Source organism: Halohasta litorea (genome assembly GCF_024494645.1).
GTDB classification, from domain to species: Archaea; Halobacteriota; Halobacteria; order Halobacteriales; family Haloferacaceae; genus Halohasta; species Halohasta litorea.
In genome coordinates this window covers 63,370-82,249 of sequence record NZ_JANHDJ010000006.1, presented here as the reverse complement: position 1 = coordinate 82,249, position 18,880 = coordinate 63,370, and the positions used below count along the sequence as shown (strand labels likewise).

Here is an 18,880-nt window from a genome sequence, read left to right as displayed (position 1 = left end):
TCTGTGTCATCAGAGTAGGTAGAATGTCCACTGACAAAGCGAATGCGAGGAGGGCGGAGTGTGAATGGGTCCATATCGCCGCAGTCGCGGAAAACGGAGTCATCGGGAGCGACGGCGGTATCCCGTGGGACCTGCCGGAGGACATGGAGCGGTTCAAGGCCGAGACGATGGGCCACCCCGTCGTCCTCGGGCGGAAGACCTACGAGAACATCGCTGACGGCCTTGGTGGGCCGCTACCTGGGCGATTGAACGTTGTGTTGAGTTCCTCCGATGTCGGCGGCCCGGAGTCCGTAGTTACCGTCCACGATGTGGATTCCGCGATCGCCGCTGCTGAAGCTCGAGCTGATGAGACTGGTGTCAGTCGATGCTTCGTTGCTGGTGGGTCTAGTGTCTATGAACAGTTCCTCCCGATGGCAGATACGCTGTTGCTGACCGAAGTTCACATGGAGGTTGACGGTGAGAGCCGGTTCCCTGAGATAACTGCGGGGGACTGGACTGAGGTATCCCGACAGGGGCACGGGCGGTACGACTTTGTCGAGTATCGCACCGTGTGACGCGGGGCTGGCCTACAGTGAAGTGGAGTCCGCGTCGGCGATCGCGTCTATGATGGCGTCTGTAACTGTCTCTTCTGCGTGGTTTCCCTCGACGACGGAGAGTGGTTCTCCCTGCTCTGCGAGCGTCTCGATCGTCGTGTGGTAGTTCGCCTGTATCTTGGCGAGGAACTCACGCTCTTCGAAGATGTCCGTCGAGTCCCGGTCGCCCATCCGGTTGAAGCACTCGTTGAGGTCGACGTCGAGATAGACAGTCAGGTCGGGTGTGAGCGCGTGCTTGTTGATGGTCTGAAGCCAATCGAGAGGCGAGCCCGCTTCCTGCTGGTACGCATACGAGGAGAGGTAGTAGCGATCCGTGATGACGGTCTTCCCGTCGTTGAGGGCCGGTTCGATGGTGGTCTTGATGTGGTTTACTCGATCAGCGGCGAAGAGAAGTGCGAGTGCCTGCTGGCTGAGTTCGATGTCTCCGGCGAGACCCGTTCGGATCAGCCTGCCGATTTCGCCGTCTGTTGGCTCTGCGGTGACGAGGATGTCGTCTTCGGTGAGACCGTCGTGTCGCTCGACGAGCTCGTCGGCGACAGCTTGGGCCTGTGTCGTCGTGCCAGCGCCGTCCACGCCCTCGATTGAAATGAATCGTCCAGTCATGTTCAGAAGAAATCGTCGAGACGCCTTCGCACTTTCTGATCTCGGCTCCCAATTACGCATTTTCCCTCGCCTACCGGGTCGAATATGAGTCGTTCTTGACGTTCGTATCCGAGCCTCGCTGACATCGAACTACCGTGAAAAGTGATTTCCAGGACCTCACCACCCGGTTTTAGGAGCCAGTTGAAGCCTTCCTTAGCGAGTCGTGAGTGGCCAATCTGTGTCTTCTCCTCCGGGCCGGGGGTTTCGAACGGGAGGGTTGTGAGGTCGATATCATGTGTGCCGTCCTTCGATACCATGTTTTTTTCGTACCGTAGATTTGCCTGATAAAGTGACCAAGGCGGGTCGAAAACGACTCGGTCGATGCTACCCTGTTCGAGGTCGGGGTGGCTTGCGAGCTCTGCGACGTCCATCTCGAAGTCGAGGTTGGGACGTTCGCCGCTGATGTCGTTACGGAGGATTTTGCCTCCGGGGGGTGGGGTAAGCTCCGTCTGCCCGGCACAGGCGTTGAGGATAATTTCGCCTTCCTCGAATGAACTCTCGACCCAGTCTCGGATGGTCTTGTCCTCGAAGGTCCACTTACTGAATGGCTGTACAGGGACGAAATGTGTTGGAACCGCCTGTGCGCCGCGTGGTCGCCTTTCGGTGTATTCGTGGCCAGAACCACTCATTGGTTCGTCCGGGGGTGTGGCGGCGTCGTGCGGTCCAAAGAGTGTGGGTTCTGCGTCTACACTCTCGAGAGTTGGTGCGATCTTCGCGATGTCGGTCGCGACCGGTCCGTTGGGTGGGTCCAGTTGCTCTAACAGCGGCGTGGTCTCTGTGGCGTCGACGTCGATCGCGACGGTCAGGTCGCCCACGCTGAAGTACGTGCTTTCATCGACGGTTTTCAGGACGCCAGTTGGAAGCGGCGTGAGGTCGCCGGCTTCGATCGCTCCGGCGAGGTCACAGATGTTGTCGACGAAATGGTCGGGCAGGTCCGGGTCGGAGAATCCGTCTGAGAGTCCGTTTGCTTTGTGGCAAGGGGCGAGTGTGAACGTGTCGCCGCCATTTTTGATGTCGGTGACGGTGTAGACGGTCTCTGTCTCGTGGCAGACGAATCGGGAACCGGGGAGGGCGTGGTGGCCGTACCAGATTCGGTCATTTTCGATTCGGCTCGGCCAATAGGCATCGAGTTCCGCGGGGCGGTCCTCGATGTGCTGTCCGTCTGTGGGTTGGGTAGTGGTTGTACTCATGCGTGATCCGAGATAGTTCCGAGTGTTTCCTGGTGATCCGGTGCGATGACGGCGTTTCGCCGTGTCTCGTATGCTTGCTTGGCGGTCTCGGTGACGTCGATACCGACTGCGCGAGCTTGGGTGTCCCACAGCTGCTCGGCGGCGATCAGGGCGGGGCCTGAGCCGGCACACGGTGCGAGGACAAGCTCACCCGGTTCGACGAGAGCGTCCATCCAGACACGGTACGGTGAGACTGGCTTGACTGTGCCTTGTCCGTATTCCTCTGTGGGTTCGTTCCACCGCGGGTGCCGGGCGGGTTGCCAGACTGATTCAGGGAGCGTCCGGTCGGTTTCGCCTTTCGTCGCGAATATGATCGGATAGCCCGCCTCGATGCCGTACTTCCCGGTCGTGGAACAGTCTGGTTCGCCGGATTTTGTGTGGTAGCAGACTCGGCCTTGTTTCCTGAACCCACCGCCCGTGTACGGACGGCCGTTCTGGTCGTTGATCCGCGCCTCGCCGTATTCGCTTCGGAGGTACGCTTCGATCCGGGGGGCCGCGTATGAGTCACCGTCTGCGATGAGCCAGCCGCCGTCTTCGAGACAGTCCATGGCGACATTGATTAGTTCGCTCACGAAGCGCGTCGTGTCGATCTCGTCGCGCTCGAGCTCGCTTTCGGGGAAGTCGGAGAGCGCATCTTCGGTGATGGGCCAGGTGCGATAATCCACCCCACGTCCACCATATCGAGCTGGGGCCGCCCACGGTGAGTCTAGGTGGACGAGACTGGCTTGGCCAGCAAACTCGTCGGCTATCTCGGTGAAATCGGCGATTCGGTAGTCGATTCTGGTTGTCATTGGGTCGTGGCAGATTCGGTGATTGGTTTGAGGCAGATCCGGATTTGCTTCGTAGCAAAACCGACTCTACAGAGACTGAAGCTCCGCTTTATCGGTGGTGAACACACGAATTGTACTCTCTGAGGGCGGGTTGGAAAAGGAACGCCCTTACGCTGTTTCACTCGGCTCAGGAGAAGAGTCCATCATCTCGCCTCCCGGACTTCGTGGTTCCGTGCTGGTCGATGGCTTCGATGATGTCGTCGACGGCCGGCGTGTCGCCAGCGACACCCACGTAGCCTGCGCCGCCTTGCTCGTTGTTGATGTTCGGGCTGTTCGCCTCGCCAGTGATTGGGTTGTTCGAACAGACGACCATCGCTTCCCCGTTGGCCCACACGAACACGAAGCGATCGCGATAGTCGATATCGACACCCCGGCCCATGTCTCTGAAGACTCGGTAGTAGTCGTCGACGGGATCGAGGTTGCCTGCGTCGAGGACCGCAACGAAGTTCCGAACGCCTTGGCGACCGCTCCCGAACGATGTGAGGTCGTACCCGTACTCGTTCGATTGGTTCTGGTGATGGACCCCGCCGTTCGCGTTCGTGTCTTCGGTGACGAAGTGATCGGTGTCTGGCTGTGGGTAGCGTTCCCCGTACCCCACAGTGTGGCGCTTGATGTTTCGAAGCGCCGTCGTTACTTCTGCGGGATCATCCGCGTGAGTCTCTGAATTCATCCTCTACCAACTTTTCGGGGGCTAAAAACCCACTCGGGGAGGAAGGGCGACTGCTCGATAGGCGTCTGAATCCCTGCGTGTGGCCATTTTGTGTGCTCAGACCATGTGTTATTTTACCCAAGTCCCTTTGAATGGGGGTATGGTTGAAATCTCAGATTCGCTTCGTACTCTTTTCACGGGGGTTGTTGAGGAGCGAGATGGTGACTATGTGGTCTCGATCCCGTCGTCAGAAGTTGAACAGGGCGATCTGGCTGTGAGTGAAGCGTACCGTGTCGGCCTGATCGGGGTTGAAGAGACCACAGATGTGGAGTCTACGCAGACCCAGACCCGAGAGCGAGACAGTCAAGCTAAACAGTCCGCTGGCCCGGATCAGCAGCCTGTCGTTGAGGGTGAGACGTATGAAGTCGAAATTGAGTCGCTTGGTGAGAAAGGCGACGGGATCGCCTACGTGGATGGGTTTGTGCTGATGGTTTCTGATGTAGATATCGGCGAGCGAGTTGTCGTGAGAGTCGAGACGGTGCTGGAATCAGTAGGGTTCGCTGATGTTGTAAAGCGTGTTAACCCAGGCGTCTGAGTAGCGATTCGAGGGTTCAGCTTCAGTAGTGCTTCTAATGCGGCGTGTTGACCGGTATCTCTATCTACCCGACTCAGGAAAGGTAGTGTATATGGCAGACGGATCGAGCCGGTTCACCAGCGATCGGCGTACTCGCGAAGAGGCGTCTTGGGCTGACCAAACTGACTGGGAGGCTGGAGCCCCTGAGAACGTTGATGTAACTGCCGATGGGTTGGTGGGCCGTCCTACTCTACAAGCCGGTGTGGCACCCGACAGCGGGGTCTATAGTTTCGAGGACGATTCTGTTGGCTCATCGCCTGACGGGTGGGAAGTTCGGGATGCGGAGGTCATAGATAGTACCGCAAGCAACGGTTCACATTCTCTACGTAACCACTACTCCCCAAACAATGACGAGTATGTTGCCCGGCGAACCGGATTGTCTGCAACACCTACCGAAGTATCGTGGGCATATAAAGAAACAGCCGATTCGCGTGGGATTTTATACGAGTTATTCAACGAGAATGGAGATTCTATCTTTGAACTCTATACGCTAAACCCACAAGTGGGATATGAGTCTGGATTCGGTCATCGTGAACTGACTCCAGATCCGTCTCCCAATTACGACGAGTGGCGTCGATTCACTGTGACGATCGATTGGGGTCGCAACGAATTTGATGTTCTCTGGGAAGATCTGACAGGGTCTACGCCAGACCTCACCGCGAATGGCGAATCGTTCAAAACTACATCCTCAGAAGTAAGTGAAGTTTTCATCGGTGGTGGACGGCGAGACAAAACGGGTGGGAATGCTAACCCAACCGGATACGAGTGGGTAGACGAGGTATGGGGATGAAGATCCACTCCCGTGTCTAGTTTTCTCGTGTGACTGACCGGAATGGCTAATATTGCGTGTCTTGAGCGTTTGCGTATGACTGATGGATCGAGCCGGTTCACCAGCGATCGCCGCGGCCGCGGGGGAGCATCTTGGACCGGTCAGGCGGATTGGGAAGCTGGTACCGCGGAAAACGTTGATGTGACGGAAGATGGGTTGGTTGGTCGTCTATTCACTCAAAATAATGAGACATCCAACAGCGTAGTCTACCGATGGACCGCTGATGACTTTGCCATCCCATGGACAGATGGTGTTTCATCGGTTGGGATGTCTGCCAATGGCCTCTCTTCCTCAACATTTAGCAATGGGGTCAAGTCCGTAGCCGGGAATGGTTCGGATGATTACGGGCTGGCGAATGGGCCAGAAACTATCCCCGAAAATGAAACGTTCGGGGTGGCCTTCACGGTTGAAACTGCTGATAAAACGGACCTATCTACTTGGTTCGCGTCGACTGATGGCAGTGGGTGTTTTGCGTTGTATCAAGATGATGCTGTAGGCAGGTTGGGTGAACCGAACGTCCTTGTCAGAGATGGTAACGGCAATGAACTCAAAGTGGCGTGTAAGACTGGTATTGTAGACGGAGACGTCCATTTGGTGGTGATAAATAAGAGAGGGAATTCTGCATCGGAAATTGACTTCTATGTTGATGATATGACGAACGAGACTTCGCAAAATAATAGAAGGGATCAAGGATTTGACCACACGAAATATTCAGTCACAGCTGGTATGTCATTTTACGCCGAAAACTCCTTTGGGAGTATTCGTAGGCACATGAACTACCATGCTGGCTTTTTCGAATTCCGAGATGAACCATATGGTGAATCTGAGAGAAAAGCACTGAGAGCTGTTCGTCCCGAGGTCTGATGCCTGATGCTGGGATCTCCTACATACGTGACCAGAATGGCTAATACTGCGTGCTTGGAGGTTGGTGTATGGTAGATGAATCGAGTCGGTTCACGAGCGATCGGCGTACTCGAGAGGAGGCGTCTTGGGCTGCCCAAGCAGACTGGGATGCTGGCACTGTCGAGAACGTTGATGTTACGGTTAGTGGGTTAGTGGCTGATCCTCCTGTTCAAGCTGGTGAGGTGCCCGACAGCGGGGTCGGGAGGTGGAACTTCGACAGTGAGGGTGATGTCTCTGTCTCGATCGACAGCTGGAATGATAATGACGCAACGAATCACGGGGCAACGTGGTCCTCGGATTCCGCCGTGGGGGATTTCAGCACCTACTACGATGGATCGTCCTACCAGAACCACGGAATCGAGATTCCCTCTGAGATTGAGTTCACACTCACCTCGTGGTTTAAAGCAGACAATCTGGAGGGACAGCAGTTCATAAACAACCTGAAAGGATACGGACAGCCCGCCCTCAGAAAGGCCTCTGAAGAGTTCGGTGTCCAGTATCACGATTCCGTTGACGGGTGGAAAAATAACGTAATGACTGGTACAGCTGGTCAGTGGCTGTTTGTAGCAGGGGCGTGGAACGAAGCGGAGGGGTATTGCCGTGTTTGGTTCTACGATGAGAACGGGAACAGGAGAACACAGGATACGATTTTTAACGGGTTTTCAAACGACAAACACGCAGAGGGCGACATCGGCGCGAGTTATTCGCGCGCTGGGATTCAGTTCTGGGAGGGTCACATAGACGACCCGCGGGTCTACTTTAAAGAACTCTCCAGCACGGAAGTTGATAACCTCTACAACACGGGGAGAATCGCCGGATGACTCTGTGCTACTCGATGGGTGGGTTTTCGGTAGTGAGTTGGTCGGAGCATCTAACGCCGCTCTCTGGGGTGTGGGCTGTATGGTAGATGAATCGAGTCGGTTCACGAGCGATCGGCGTGGTCGCGGGGACGCAACTTGGTCGGATGAAGGGGATTGGGACGCTGGTGTCTGTGAAAATGTTGCTGTAGCTGGTGGGGGCCTTTCTCCACACTTTGCGGAGGGTGATGTACAGTACACTGTCTTCGACGATTTTGATGATGGTGTTTTTGACACCTCTATCTGGCGCAAAGTGATAGTCTCTGGTGGATCCGTCTCGGAACGGAACAACCAAATTGAGCTCAGAGGTGGCGGGCGAGGTGACAATAGGCCATATCTCCGAACAGCGGATGAAGTTCAAGACGGCCAAAATGGGAATCCGTGTTCACTCGACGCTATGATTGAGTTCGCGGGGGACAGACAGCAGATTGTGATTGCGCTGTTTTGGGATGGGACAGCCGTTGGAAAGTATGCCACTGCTGAAAACTCGATTGAGGTCCATTACAGCCAGGATGCCCAGGAGTGGCGCATCCAAATGAGGGAAGGGACCGAGTTCAGACGTGAAGTGCAGGTGCCGTTCAACTTTGGAAGCGGGGCGCGGCAAGTCGAGATAGATTTCAACGGTGACTTTAGCTCGTTTACTATCGACCTCGTCGTCGATGGGAGCTCTGTGCTTTCCCATTCGGATTCGTTTTCTCCAACAGCCCCATGTCCGTTTGTGGGGTTTGCACCTCGCGAATTCAGTGGAGGCATAAATATAGATTCGATAGGATTTGACCGGTGACCTGTCGTGGCTTACTATCGGATCTGGTCGGGATGGATACTGTCGCGCCTGGTTGGAGCTTACCCGGTGTTGGCCGGAATGTATAACTCACAGTGGAAGGTACCTCGAGTATGACTGGGGAGAGCCGATTTATTAGCGATCGGCGCGGTCGCGAGGAAGCATCTTGGGCGGATGAGGAGGACTGGAATGCGGGGGCTCCCGAGAACGTTGGCGTGACTGCTGATGGGTTGGTGGGCCGTGCTCCTACACAGGACGGTGAAGCACCCGATAGCGGTGTCTCGCGATGGACGTTTGACAACGAAGACACGAGCGGTTCGGTCGCGATTGATAGTTGGGGAGGTAATGATGGTTCTATCTCTACAGGGGTTTCGACTGGTACCAGCGGCGCGAATCAGACATACGGTACAAACGAGGCGTATTATTTCAACGGTGACGGGGAAGTGAACTGTGGAACTATTACCGAAGTTCAAGGTTTGAACAGCATGACTCTCGCTGCGTGGGTAAAATACGATTCAATACGGTCGTTTAATTCATCCATCGCCATGCACACGCAGAATGATGATGGATGGGGGTTCACGCACAGTGACAATTCTAGCATCCGCTTCCGGTGTGAAACTAATGGTTCACATGCTAGCTCAAGGACTGTATCAATAAATCTTGGTCAATGGTATCACGCGGTTGGTGTATTCGATGACAACGAAGGTAGGATGTATCTCAATGGCACTCTTGCGGCTGGACCGGATGTGTCAAATGATATCACAGTGACGAGCGTCAACGACCCGTTCTGTATCGGGAATCAGAAGTACAACTCGTCTCGTGACATACCGATGGATGCTGATGACGTTCGTATCTACAGCAAGGCTCTCAGCGACACGGAAATTTTCAACCTTTACAACACAGGGAGAATCGATTGATACCGTTACACGTCAAGGCGTCTGGGTCGTTCATGCTGCGGGCTGTCGTCGACCCAAGGGATTATGGTCGGTTGTTGTGTACCCGTATTTACTGATATTCGCCTCCACTACCTACAATGGCAACTAAATTCACTGGCCCACGCGATTACTGGGCAGACATCTTTCCGTTCGATAGTCCGTATCAGAAGCAGACGGTGGGGATCAACGAGGCCGTTGATACCCTACAAGATAATGGCGTCTACCTTCTTGAGGGAGAGTGTGGAACGGGAAAGACGCTGATTGCGCTCACCGCCGGCCTCTCGCTCGTCCGCGATCGCAACACACGGTTCAAGCGGGTGTTCGTGGTGACCTCGAAGAAACAGCAATTGCGGGCGTTCGAGGATGACTTAGCGGCCATCAACAGCGGGAACTCGTATTTTCGGGGGCTGACCCTCGTTGGGAAGGCCGACGTCTGTCCGTATGTCGATGCTGGCGAGATCGACCGGTCGGATCTGTACCATCGGTGTGACGAGCTGCGGGATAACACCGACCGGATGATGTCTGAGGTGGTGAACGACGGTGGGGCTGAGCGAAAAGCCGACGTCGGTGCGGGCTTGGCGTCTCGGGCCGAGGCAGATGATCCGCGGACTGACTCGCTTGAGGCCGCTGGCGTCGAATCACCATATCAGCGTGAGGTTCCCGAGTTCCTCGGTGAGGCGTACTGTCCGTTCTTCGCGAGGCACTTCGTCAACGACTTCACGGATCAGAAAGCGTTCGACGCTGGTGATGGGGTCACGCCGGAAGAGACGCTACGAAATGGCGTTCAAGCGGGGACCTGCCCCCATGCGGCTATGAAACACGTCGTCGAGGAGTGTGAGGTCCTCATCGGCAACTACCAGCATATCTTAGACACGCTAACCGTCCAGGGGTTCACGGGCAAGCTGTTCACCAAGGACACGCTTGTCGTGATCGACGAGGCACACGAACTGGTCAGTCAGGCCCGCGATCAACTGTCGTACTCGGTGTCGATGGAGACGCTTGATTACGCTATACAGGACGTCGATATGGTTCTCAACTGGCTCGATGGAAAGGGCCACGGTGGGAAGGCTGCTCTCGTTCGGAGTACGGTCGAGAACGCAGAGTATACTCAGGAGGACATCAAGAGGCTGCGCTGGTTCCTCGAAAAAACGCGGAAGCTCTTCACGAGACGGACGGTCTCGTATCTGAAAGACGAGTTCGGAGAGGGGTGGCAGCGGTCCCTCTCTAATCGTACCCTGTCTGAAGTGTCCATCTCGGCTCATGAGGAGGTCCGCCCTGGAGAAGAGAGCGACATCCTCCGCGAGTGGATGGGTGAACACGGCGCGGAGGATGACTGGCACCGGATACTGTACCTCGGATTCTCTGTCGCGTATCTCCGCGAGAAGGTCCAGAAAAAGATCGACAAGGAGACGCCGAAGGGTGACTTCGCCATCGAGCAGGTCCGTGAGATGCTCCACCGCTGGCTGCTCGGGAACCACACCGAATACTACCGCGAAGTGAACCTCCACCCGAAGGACACTCGCGACACCTCGCACTCGGGCGACCGGCCGTGGGAAGCGGAGTATGAGACGGAAATTCGCGTGAATAACTGCATCCCACAGGACGAGATTGCGGCGACTCTCGACGCCTTCGGTGGCGCGATCGTGATGTCGGCCACACTGGAACCGATTGATGTCTACCAGCAGGTGACTGGCATCTCGAAAATCGAACACGGCATCCAGCCCTTTGACTCACTCGTCACTAAAGCGGCGTCCCGGTTCAAGAACGTTCAGCGTAATCAGGGAAGCGCACGCGACGTCGACGCCGGTCTCGACGAGGACGATGACGAAGAGGAGGGTGATGACGGAGACAGCGAGGACGATGAGAAAGATGAGTCGTCAGATTGGGATCCGGAACGACGGAAACGTCGGGTGACGACCGCGGTGTTCGACATGAACTTCCCAGCTGAGAACCGAGCGAGCTACGCGGTTGAACTCCCGAAATTCACGTATTCGAACCGGTGGCCGCCTGAGCAGAACGAACAACTTCGGGCGCAGTATCGAGACACGATCTCGGCGGTGGTGAACACGACGCCGGGGAACGTTCTCGTGTTCATGCCCTCGTACGCTGAGGGTGAGTGGGCGGCCGAGGTACTCCGCGACATGGACTCGGTCACGAAACCGATCCTCGTCGACGAGAGCAGTTCGGACGCGGAAACGGAAGCCCTCAAGCGGGAGTTCGTTGCTGGCGAGCCGAAGGTGCTGACCACCAGCCTCCGGGGGACGCTCACGGAGGGCGTCGACTTCTCGGGCGATCAGCTCCACGGAGCGGTCATCTGTGGAGTACCGATTACGAATACGGGGAGCGAGGTGGCGACGGCGATCCAAGACGCATACGCCGAACGCTTCGGAAACTGGAACGGCTTCAACTATGCGTTCACCGTGCCTGCGGTCCGGAAGACGCGGCAGGCGTTGGGGCGAGTGATCCGAGGGACGGAAGACGTCGGAGTTCGCGTCCTCGCAGATGGCCGCTATACTGAGTCGGCTGGCCGATCGAGTGTACTGCGGCACTTCCCGGAACACGCCCGCGATGAGTTCGAGTCGGTCTCTGGTGGAGAGTTGGGTGATCGTCTGGCCGAGTTCTGGAGGAGCCGACGCGAGTAGATCGGCATACTACCACTGAGGGATGATGGGTAGAATCTCTGGATTGGGGCCACCTTGGCGATAGATATATGATATACTGCCGTGTTCGTTGATCCATGTCAAAAAATCCATCCCATTTCATTAGCGATCGGCGTGGGGCTAGGGAAGCTTCGTGGGGGGGTGAAGCTGATTGGGCCACTGGCACTGCTGAGAATGTTGCTGTTGTTGATGGTGTACTGGTCGGTCAAGCTCCAACTCAATCTCGACAAATATCTGGGGATGTGGAATTGTACAACGAAGGTGCGAATGAGGATAATTGGAGGTATGGCGGTACAGAGGGAGATCCAAATACGCCTCTTGGCGGGACACTGACGAAAGAAACAGACCACCTGTTCGCGGATGCGGATCCGAACCCAGATGGTTTTAATGCTGTCTCGTGGGTCTATGACGACATAATCGACTTCGGAGGCTACCGCGAAATTGTCGTCGAGTCAGCCTCTCAAGAAAACGAGGGATTTGTGGCGGTTGTTCTCTCCACAAAAAAGTACGTTGACATTGAGGAATTCTATAGAACTGGTGGCTCAGATGATCACTCCGGGCCGTACCCCCGTAAAACAGAAACCCTCGATGTCTCAGGTGTTTCTAATGAATACTACGTCCATTTGATGGCTAGAGATAACGTGATTAGTAGTGATGGGTACGATGATTCACGTCGGTCTGAGGGTGAGTTCTATTACGTCGGGTTGAATATTTGAATCGGTTGTCCTGCCCTGAGAAACCTCTTAGAAAGAACTATTTGTAGAGGAAGTCGGCACCTGCTCCGACCCTTTCCTCAGCAGCATCAAGCCACATCTGGTATTGGTGGGAGCCCATCGATCCACGTGTCTCATCCCACGCAGCGATGAACTTCTGGGCGACGTCGTCTGGATCATCTGGATCGGCATTCAGCCGCTCAGGATTTTCAAGCGCCGAAACGGTGTATTCCATGTTACGCCGCGCCATCAACTCGCGGAGGACGTGGGTCCGTTCTCCATGCTCGACGATCGCTTTAATGATCGGGTCGCTTGGTGAGGCTGGGGTGAGGTCACCGAACTCGTGCCAGTATTCTGCCAACGGGTTGTCCTCCCAGTGGGCATCGGTAAAGCGAGATAACAAGCTCTTGTAGCTGGCTGCCACAGCGTCACTGTCTTGCGTTCCGAGTTCGACTTCACCATCCTGAATGCCCTGAAGACATAACAGAGTGCCAAAGAGAATCTCATCCATTTCTCGGGGCGTGTTGATCGACAAGGTCCCCCCACCCACTTCCGTAAGCCGGAGCTCTGTAACACGACTGATGAGGTCGTTTAAAACGGACACCGTGTCGTGAATGTCGTTCTCTCTGTAATCTTGGTTCGGGTCGCCTCGGGCATTCTGCCAACTGTCTCTGTTGCTTTTGAGTACCCATTCTAACATTCCGAGTTCGCTGTTGCTCAGATTGACTTCTGGGTACTCGAATTCCACCGGTGATGGTGTAGTGTGTATCATTGTTGGTTGCGGGTGATTGAGGTTTTCACTGAGGTCCAGTGATCATTTCGATTTCAGTGTAATGCTCTGAAGCGGCCTTTCCAGTTTCTTTGTGGATGTGGCCCGCTACTTCAGGCAGACTGTCTAGTCCGATGGTGTCTACGACTCGCCAGGTTCCAATCTCGGGGTTAAAATTGGTGAAGATGACGGAATGTTCTCCATCAGGCGATAGCTCCATGACAGCAACCGCTACAATTCCCGCCTCCGGGTTTCCCCAGATCGCCGTCGCGTCCCCAAGTTGCGGCCAAGCCTTGAGAGAGTCGTAATCCTCAGGTGAGAGTGCTCGGTGCCGGATGCAGAGTTTCGTTTGGAACCCTGGAGGCGCTTGGAACTGGACTTGGTGACCGAACATGGAGTGGGGATTCGGAACTTGCCTTTCCGCCTCGGCTGCCATGTCGTCGGTGAACTGTTCCATCACCTGATCGTTGTGGAAGTATTGATCGATGTCTTCACAGTGGGGGGTGAGGGGGGCCCAAGATGCTCCATCAAATGCCGCTGCGCTCATCTGCCCTTCATGCTCAAAGTAGATGCTGGTGCAGCGGCCTGCCTCATCCTGATGTAATGGAGCAACGAATCCACATTGGCGAGGTGGGCGCATCAGGTCAAATGTTTCTTCAACGGTGATCGCCCTGTCTGGCAGGGCGTTTGTTACTTTTTCCACAATTGTGATTTTCGGAGAGGTGTATTAGTTCTTCCTGCCATTTCGTAGGGGGAGCACCGGCGTGAACGCCGGGGAGGATGTCACTAGATTGTCGACGATAGCGTCTCGAGGAGGCTTTTGCGAGTTGCTTCACACCTCTTGTCGATCTGATCACCGTATCGCTCGCCGAACAGTTGGATCTCCTCGTCGTCGGTGATACGGATATCGACGAAATGCGCCGCAGAGCCGTTCGTAAGGCGGAGGTAGCTGTCGTACAGGTACGTGGACATGTACTGATTGTATTCGTCGTCGAGCCATGCTTTGACGTCGGTGATGTCGGGTGTTGAATCGCTCATGGGTTATTTTACTCAGTCGCGCCGCATCCACTTCGGCGGCTAAAAACCACCATCAGATCGCCCCCTGTGAATACAGCCTCGCTGCTTCTTCGCTGGTGATCTCCTTCGCGTAGATCTGGATGTTCTTCATGAAGCCGTGTAGTGGGGCTCGGTGGTCGGTGCGTGTCTCTCCCCAGGAACTGCCAATAGTCACGTTAGGGCGTGACGAGTCGCTGAACCCGGTCTGCGAAGTCGTGATACTCCCTTCGTATTCGCCGTCCAGATAGAGTGTGTAGGTGGATCCGGATCTGGATAGCGTCACGAGATACCACCGCTGGGTCTCGATCGGATTGGAGAGCGTGAAGAACTCGATTCCATCATACCACCGTATCCGCCCGCTGCCCTCGCGATCGTATGTGATCCCAGCTCCTCGGTCTTCAGTGTCGTAATTGCCGAAGAACCAGGTCTCCTGTTGGCTCTCGAAGCGGATCAACTGCGAGACGGTGTACGCCGAATCGAGCTGGAGAGACTCGACTGACCCGAGTACCACATGACCGGTTGACCCATCGAATTGGTACGCCGGTCCCACATCCGTCTCGACGTCTGGTTGAACGCCGCCGTAGATCGCACCGTCGTTGTCTCCCCATGTGTCGAGGGCGGTCGTTCCATCGGTGTCCTCTGGTGAGAGTGTCCACCGCGCTACGCCGGCTTTCGGCTTCATCGACGGATCAACGACGATCCCCCCATCTCGGATCACGACCCCCGACTTGGAGTGGGCCTCGTCACTCCAGTTGCTGTTATCCCACTGAGGGGGTGGCGTCCCGGATCCGACCCGCTTCCGTTTGGTCCGGAAGAAGGGCGTCTTCGAGCTCATCAATTGCTGTATGAGACTCTCTTCGTAGTGATAATACTTCTGCCTACAGCGTAACCGGGAGGAGCGCCGCGACGTGAATCGTGTTTATCACGGTGACAAGCGACCACGTCGCTGCGAGGCCGAGCGGGACGGCGGGCCGCTTTTCAGCTGATAGCTTGGCGGCAAACAGGAGCGCCCCGGCGAGGATAGCGATCTTGAACAGGGTGAACCCCGCCCAGCCCGCGGCCTCGAGGAGCAACACGATCAGGTGGTTGCCTTCTTCGAGCCCTAACTGGAGGCCGATACGGGTGGTCACAAGGTCGCCGAGGCCCGTTAGGACGGCGAGCCCCCACCAGAGATCCATCTTCGGCTTGTCCATCTCTCCCGCCCGGCTGACTTCTACGACAGTGCTCATTTCTATCTCACTCACCTCACTCGTGAGCTACAAACCCACCTCTCCAGACAGACTCTCTCTTCTCCCTTGACTCTACTGGCCGTCTTGTCAATCGTTACAACGCAATCCTTGGAATGGTTGACAAGACGACTACTCGAATGTCTGCTGTCTGTGGGTTCGGTCCGCTGACTCGTTGCTGGCGATCGCGGGCGATGAGGCGTAATCGTCGGTGGTTCCGGGTAGCGTTTGCTGAGTAGGGGTGGCTCGGGCGGCTCGTTCTTTGGCTTCCTCGACGTTGGCTTGGACTGCTGGCGAAAGCGTGTAGCACGGGTCGCCACACGATTCACAGAGGGTCTGCTGGGATGCGTCAGCACTCGCAGTCAGATCGCGGAGTTCTTTCGACGAGAGCCCACCGTGGCCGATGTACGATGTGGGCTCCGTCTGCCCTTTGAGGATCGCCGTCTCGGCGTCGACGTCGACGATTTCCCGAAAGACGGTCGGGAAGTGTTCTTTGAGTACCGACAAGCGCATGGGGTACGGGCGGGTCTCCTCCCGGAGTGACTCGACTTGCTTGGCTATCTCCGGGTGCGTCTCTTCGAGAATCATCACACGGCCGCGATACTCCTGAACGCGCTTCTCGACCGACAGTAGCCATGCCGCGAAATCGGGGTACTCCGATTCGATCATGATCAGCTCTTCCTGGCGGTTCCCGTAGGCGAGACACTGACAATCCCCACTCCGGTGGATCTTCGCCGATACCGGGTTCTGGGGAAGGCTGTGTTCTTCGCGATACCGGGTTATCCAGTCGTCTGACTTCTCGATCAGCGGCGAGACCCACCATCCGGTGAAGTTCCCAGAATGGGATGTCGACTCGTATTGGACCTCTGCTTCGATGTTTTCCATCCGCCGATCCGATTCGAGCTTCCGTACACCGGATAGGTACTTCACGTTGCCGTGCTTCTTGCGGTAGAAATGCCCGAGCTGCCTTCCTTTGAAATAATTATACGCCATCGTGTGAGAGGGAGCGCCAGCAAAGCCATAGCGATACGCGAACGTATCTAACGGCATCGGAGACGAGATTATGAGAAGCGGCCAACAGAAGGTCTCACAGACCTCACGAACGTAATCGAGATTCTCCGGGATAGAGGAGTTCGTTTCGAGGTGGATAACGAAGTCAGCCCACCCCTCCTCCATCGCGAGGTGGGTAAGCGCAAGCGAATCGTCGCCGCCGCTGAAGAGGACCGCATCTGTCTTTTCACCCCGTCCGTTCGGGACTTCGAGGATCCGGTCCGATTCGAGGATGTCGAGCGGCTCTGACTGTGGCTGTGGCTTCGCGATCGTTTCTGAGTGGATTGCTTCGGGAGGTGGTGCAATCCCGTATTCTTCCATTTCAATCATCAGTCTTCTACTCCAAGCGAGCCGTACAAACCTACTTTTGGCGGGGGTGGTTTATATACTAAAATTGCTAATTTGGCGTTTCTTTATATAGGGGTATATATGTGAAGACGGGGAAGGTATTTAACCCTATGATGATACGATCAGAGTATGTCTGATGACGACATGCTAAACGAGGTGACGGTCTGCTTCACAAATGGTGATGAACTCAACGTTGACGCTGTAGTTCGGCTGGTTGGTGCGGAGTGGCTTACAGCAGAAATCGTCCAGCCGTCGGATGATGGAGAAGACGGTTCGATGGATTTTGAGTACGTCGCTCTTCGAGCGGACGATGTGCGATACATCAGAAGCGATCGGGTCACCCCTGCTGGCCAAAACGGAACGAACTTCCGAGTTCATCACACTCACGGGTATGAGGGTGAAGAGCCGGACATCATGTTTGAGGCTTGGATCGGGCAGCACCAACTTCACCCCGACGACGATCCAAGCGCCTACCAAGGCTCTGAGCAAAAATGGCCCCCGGATGGTGCCGATCCACGGCACCCAGGTGAGGCACAACCCTAATAATAGGGTCTGCCTGGATAACTTGAACTGCGGTAAGGGCGTTTCACGCCGCCGCTTGAGCGAGCTCTTCTTCGAAGTCGTCGAAGCCAGTATCCGAGAGTGCTTCCTTGTTATCGGTGATCGTCAGCAGTTCCGTATGGGAGAAGTAGTGGTGACTCAGTCCGCAGCTGTTGCTGAGAAGCTTCACGCCGAACTCGTCGTGGTTGTGGAGTTTTTCGAAGAGGTCGACCCAGAGCCCCTTTATTCGGTCTGACCGGTGGTAGCCGAGGCCGCTGGCTTTCAGTTGCGCTTCGCCGATGTCGTGGAAGTCAGGGACTCCGCGTTCCTCTTTGGCGAGTTCGTGCTGTCGATCTGCCTCGCACCAGAAGTGGATCTGTCCCCGTCCGATCTCGATGAGTTCCTGCTGCTCTGGTTGCTCTTTGAGCCACTCGTTGGCTTCTTCGGCTTGCGATTCGTCGATCAGTTTGAAGTTGATGTATGCTCCCATGGTTGTGGTGGGGTGGTGGTTGTGTGGGTGTCTCTGCTGGTGGTTGCTAGTCGTCGAGGTCGTACGATTCGATGATCTCTCCTTGTGAGTTCACGGCGTAATCAAGGTAGACGTCCCCCTCCGAGTTCTCGGCGGGTGTGTGAGTGAGGGTGACGTAACAGAGGATGGCGTCGACGCAGCGGGCGTTGCCGGAGAAGACGTAGTCGCGGATCTTCCAATCGACGGTGTAGCCGAGGACGGTCTTCGTCGTCTGAATCATTGGAGCGATGGTGTCTCCGATGCCGTGATCGATGTCTTCTGGCTCAACCGTTGCTGAGTAGGTGGTTCCACGGTAGTCGTAAGTGTGCTCACCGACGACCGATGAGGCGGGTCCTGCTTCGAGTATTGGGCCACCTCGGGGGTAGAACTCGCGTCCACATGTGGTGTGGAATATGTGCTTTCCCCGGTCACGGTTGAACTGGTACTCGCTGACTTCGTAGTCGGTGTAGGTTTCGAGAGCGTCGAGAACCGCCTCAGTCTTCTCGAGAGCGGTTTCGTTCTCTTCGGGCATGGAGAACCCTCGGACGTTCTGATACACGTCTGCTGGCGGTTCCTCGTCCGTCCTGTCGCCTTTGATTCCCCAGAGGTCCTTGATGAACGCACCGCGGGGGCCGGTGACGAGGACGGTATCGTTCTCACAGAGGATGACGTGGGTCTTGTCGTGGTCAATTCGCCCGGAACCGTTGGCAAGTCGGACGAGTCCCCGGAGCATGTTCTGCTCGATTCCGTACCCAATCCCGGTCGCCGTCGTTGTCCAGGTGTTGATGACGGGCTCGAAGTCCGAGAACCGGCTGTAGTAGTCGGGGATCTCGATCTCTTCGATGCCGTAAGACTCGATGTAGGCACCGACGCCTTCCACTACTGCGTTCGCGGGGAGCTCTCCGTGTGGTGGTTGTTCCGTATCGACGCCGGCTGGCGAGGTTAGCGTATCGCCTTTGACGTATCGCGTCTCGCCGTCAGTGTCGAACAGTCCCCAGACGATGCCGGGAATGTCGGGGAGATCCGCCTTCTTCGGAAGTGCGTACTGTTCGGAGTTCTCGATCGTTGGCGGCCTCGGCTGGTCTGGTTGCTCCACGTCGTCAGTTCCCGGTAGTTTTGCTTGCATGA

Annotated in this window: 22 protein-coding genes; 10 read left to right on the top strand and 12 right to left on the bottom strand. The window is 56.0% G+C overall.

The features are described from left to right. Window positions 1–23 precede the first annotated feature (23 nt). Window positions 24–554, top strand: coding sequence for a dihydrofolate reductase (locus NO877_RS14405; protein WP_256397047.1), 531 nt, complete (start codon window positions 24–26; stop codon window positions 552–554). Between the two features lie 12 nt (window positions 555–566). On the opposite strand, the gene tmk is transcribed toward NO877_RS14405, so the two are convergent. The 4 genes from tmk to NO877_RS14385 all read right to left on the bottom strand — a co-directional run bounded on the left by tmk (window position 567) and on the right by NO877_RS14385 (window position 3,964). Next, the gene (tmk, locus tag NO877_RS14400; protein WP_256397046.1) at window positions 567–1,196 is read right to left on the bottom strand and encodes a dTMP kinase; all 630 of its coding nucleotides are present in this window, start codon (window positions 1,194–1,196) and stop codon (window positions 567–569) included. A gap of 2 nt (window positions 1,197–1,198) precedes the next feature. After that, window positions 1,199–2,425: a hypothetical protein gene (locus NO877_RS14395; protein ID WP_256397045.1), complete on the bottom strand. Its 1,227-nt coding sequence runs from the start codon at window positions 2,423–2,425 to the stop codon at window positions 1,199–1,201. Continuing rightward, entirely contained in the window at window positions 2,422–3,255 is an 834-nt protein-coding gene (locus NO877_RS14390) for a class I SAM-dependent methyltransferase (RefSeq protein ID WP_256397044.1), read from the bottom strand. The genes NO877_RS14395 and NO877_RS14390 overlap by 4 nt, the downstream gene beginning before the upstream one ends. 166 nt (window positions 3,256–3,421) lie before the next feature. After that, window positions 3,422–3,964: a hypothetical protein gene (locus tag NO877_RS14385; RefSeq protein ID WP_256397043.1), complete on the bottom strand. Its 543-nt coding sequence runs from the start codon at window positions 3,962–3,964 to the stop codon at window positions 3,422–3,424. A gap of 139 nt (window positions 3,965–4,103) precedes the next feature. On the opposite strand from NO877_RS14385, the gene NO877_RS14380 reads away from it, so the two are divergent. From NO877_RS14380 to NO877_RS14345, 8 genes are all read left to right on the top strand, one after another. Further along, the gene (locus tag NO877_RS14380) at window positions 4,104–4,538 is read left to right on the top strand and encodes a TRAM domain-containing protein (protein WP_256397042.1); all 435 of its coding nucleotides are present in this window, start codon (window positions 4,104–4,106) and stop codon (window positions 4,536–4,538) included. A gap of 91 nt (window positions 4,539–4,629) precedes the next feature. Next, window positions 4,630–5,367 (top strand): hypothetical protein, encoded by a 738-nt coding sequence (locus NO877_RS14375; RefSeq protein WP_256397041.1) that lies wholly within the window; start codon window positions 4,630–4,632, stop codon window positions 5,365–5,367. A gap of 75 nt (window positions 5,368–5,442) precedes the next feature. Beyond that, entirely contained in the window at window positions 5,443–6,270 is an 828-nt protein-coding gene (locus NO877_RS14370; protein WP_256397040.1) for a hypothetical protein, read from the top strand. A gap of 68 nt (window positions 6,271–6,338) precedes the next feature. Beyond that, the gene (locus tag NO877_RS14365; protein WP_256397039.1) at window positions 6,339–7,130 is read left to right on the top strand and encodes a LamG domain-containing protein; all 792 of its coding nucleotides are present in this window, start codon (window positions 6,339–6,341) and stop codon (window positions 7,128–7,130) included. 79 nt (window positions 7,131–7,209) lie between these two features. After that, window positions 7,210–7,950, top strand: a complete 741-nt coding sequence (locus NO877_RS14360) for a hypothetical protein (protein ID WP_256397038.1) — start codon at window positions 7,210–7,212, stop codon at window positions 7,948–7,950. A gap of 110 nt (window positions 7,951–8,060) precedes the next feature. Continuing rightward, entirely contained in the window at window positions 8,061–8,864 is an 804-nt protein-coding gene (locus NO877_RS14355; RefSeq protein ID WP_256397037.1) for a LamG domain-containing protein, read from the top strand. Between the two features lie 116 nt (window positions 8,865–8,980). Then, window positions 8,981–11,524: an ATP-dependent DNA helicase gene (locus NO877_RS14350; RefSeq protein WP_256397036.1), complete on the top strand. Its 2,544-nt coding sequence runs from the start codon at window positions 8,981–8,983 to the stop codon at window positions 11,522–11,524. Window positions 11,525–11,619: 95 nt separating this feature from the next. Next, window positions 11,620–12,258 carry a hypothetical protein gene (locus NO877_RS14345; protein ID WP_256397035.1) on the top strand — a complete coding sequence of 213 codons (639 nt, stop codon included), beginning with the start codon at window positions 11,620–11,622 and terminating at the stop codon, window positions 12,256–12,258. A 37-nt stretch (window positions 12,259–12,295) separates the two neighbouring features. On the opposite strand, the gene NO877_RS14340 is transcribed toward NO877_RS14345, so the two are convergent. The 6 genes from NO877_RS14340 to NO877_RS14315 form a co-directional block, all read right to left on the bottom strand. After that, entirely contained in the window at window positions 12,296–13,027 is a 732-nt protein-coding gene (locus NO877_RS14340; RefSeq protein WP_256397034.1) for a hypothetical protein, read from the bottom strand. Window positions 13,028–13,052: 25 nt separating this feature from the next. Continuing rightward, complete coding sequence (locus tag NO877_RS14335; protein WP_256397033.1) at window positions 13,053–13,727, bottom strand: hypothetical protein; 675 nt, start codon at window positions 13,725–13,727, stop codon at window positions 13,053–13,055. An 83-nt stretch (window positions 13,728–13,810) separates the two neighbouring features. Then, entirely contained in the window at window positions 13,811–14,062 is a 252-nt protein-coding gene (locus NO877_RS14330) for a hypothetical protein (protein WP_256397032.1), read from the bottom strand. A gap of 52 nt (window positions 14,063–14,114) precedes the next feature. Beyond that, window positions 14,115–14,915, bottom strand: a complete 801-nt coding sequence (locus NO877_RS14325) for a LamG domain-containing protein (protein ID WP_256397031.1) — start codon at window positions 14,913–14,915, stop codon at window positions 14,115–14,117. Window positions 14,916–14,958: 43 nt separating this feature from the next. Further along, complete coding sequence (locus tag NO877_RS14320; RefSeq protein WP_052334883.1) at window positions 14,959–15,309, bottom strand: DUF5658 family protein; 351 nt, start codon at window positions 15,307–15,309, stop codon at window positions 14,959–14,961. Between the two features lie 129 nt (window positions 15,310–15,438). Beyond that, the gene (locus NO877_RS14315; protein WP_256397030.1) at window positions 15,439–16,686 is read right to left on the bottom strand and encodes a phosphoadenosine phosphosulfate reductase domain-containing protein; all 1,248 of its coding nucleotides are present in this window, start codon (window positions 16,684–16,686) and stop codon (window positions 15,439–15,441) included. Window positions 16,687–16,833: 147 nt separating this feature from the next. On the opposite strand from NO877_RS14315, the gene NO877_RS14310 reads away from it, so the two are divergent. Next, on the top strand, window positions 16,834–17,247 hold the full coding sequence (locus NO877_RS14310) for a hypothetical protein (protein ID WP_256397029.1): 414 nt from the start codon (window positions 16,834–16,836) through the stop codon (window positions 17,245–17,247). A gap of 43 nt (window positions 17,248–17,290) precedes the next feature. Here the strand turns inward: NO877_RS14310 and NO877_RS14305 are convergent, their stop codons facing one another. Together NO877_RS14305 and NO877_RS14300 are read right to left on the bottom strand one after the other, a co-directional pair. Further along, the gene (locus tag NO877_RS14305; protein ID WP_256397028.1) at window positions 17,291–17,734 is read right to left on the bottom strand and encodes a hypothetical protein; all 444 of its coding nucleotides are present in this window, start codon (window positions 17,732–17,734) and stop codon (window positions 17,291–17,293) included. Between the two features lie 46 nt (window positions 17,735–17,780). Continuing rightward, a complete protein-coding gene (locus tag NO877_RS14300) occupies window positions 17,781–18,878 on the bottom strand; it encodes a hypothetical protein (RefSeq protein WP_256397027.1) in 1,098 nt (365 codons plus the stop codon). Window positions 18,879–18,880: the final 2 nt, after the last annotated feature.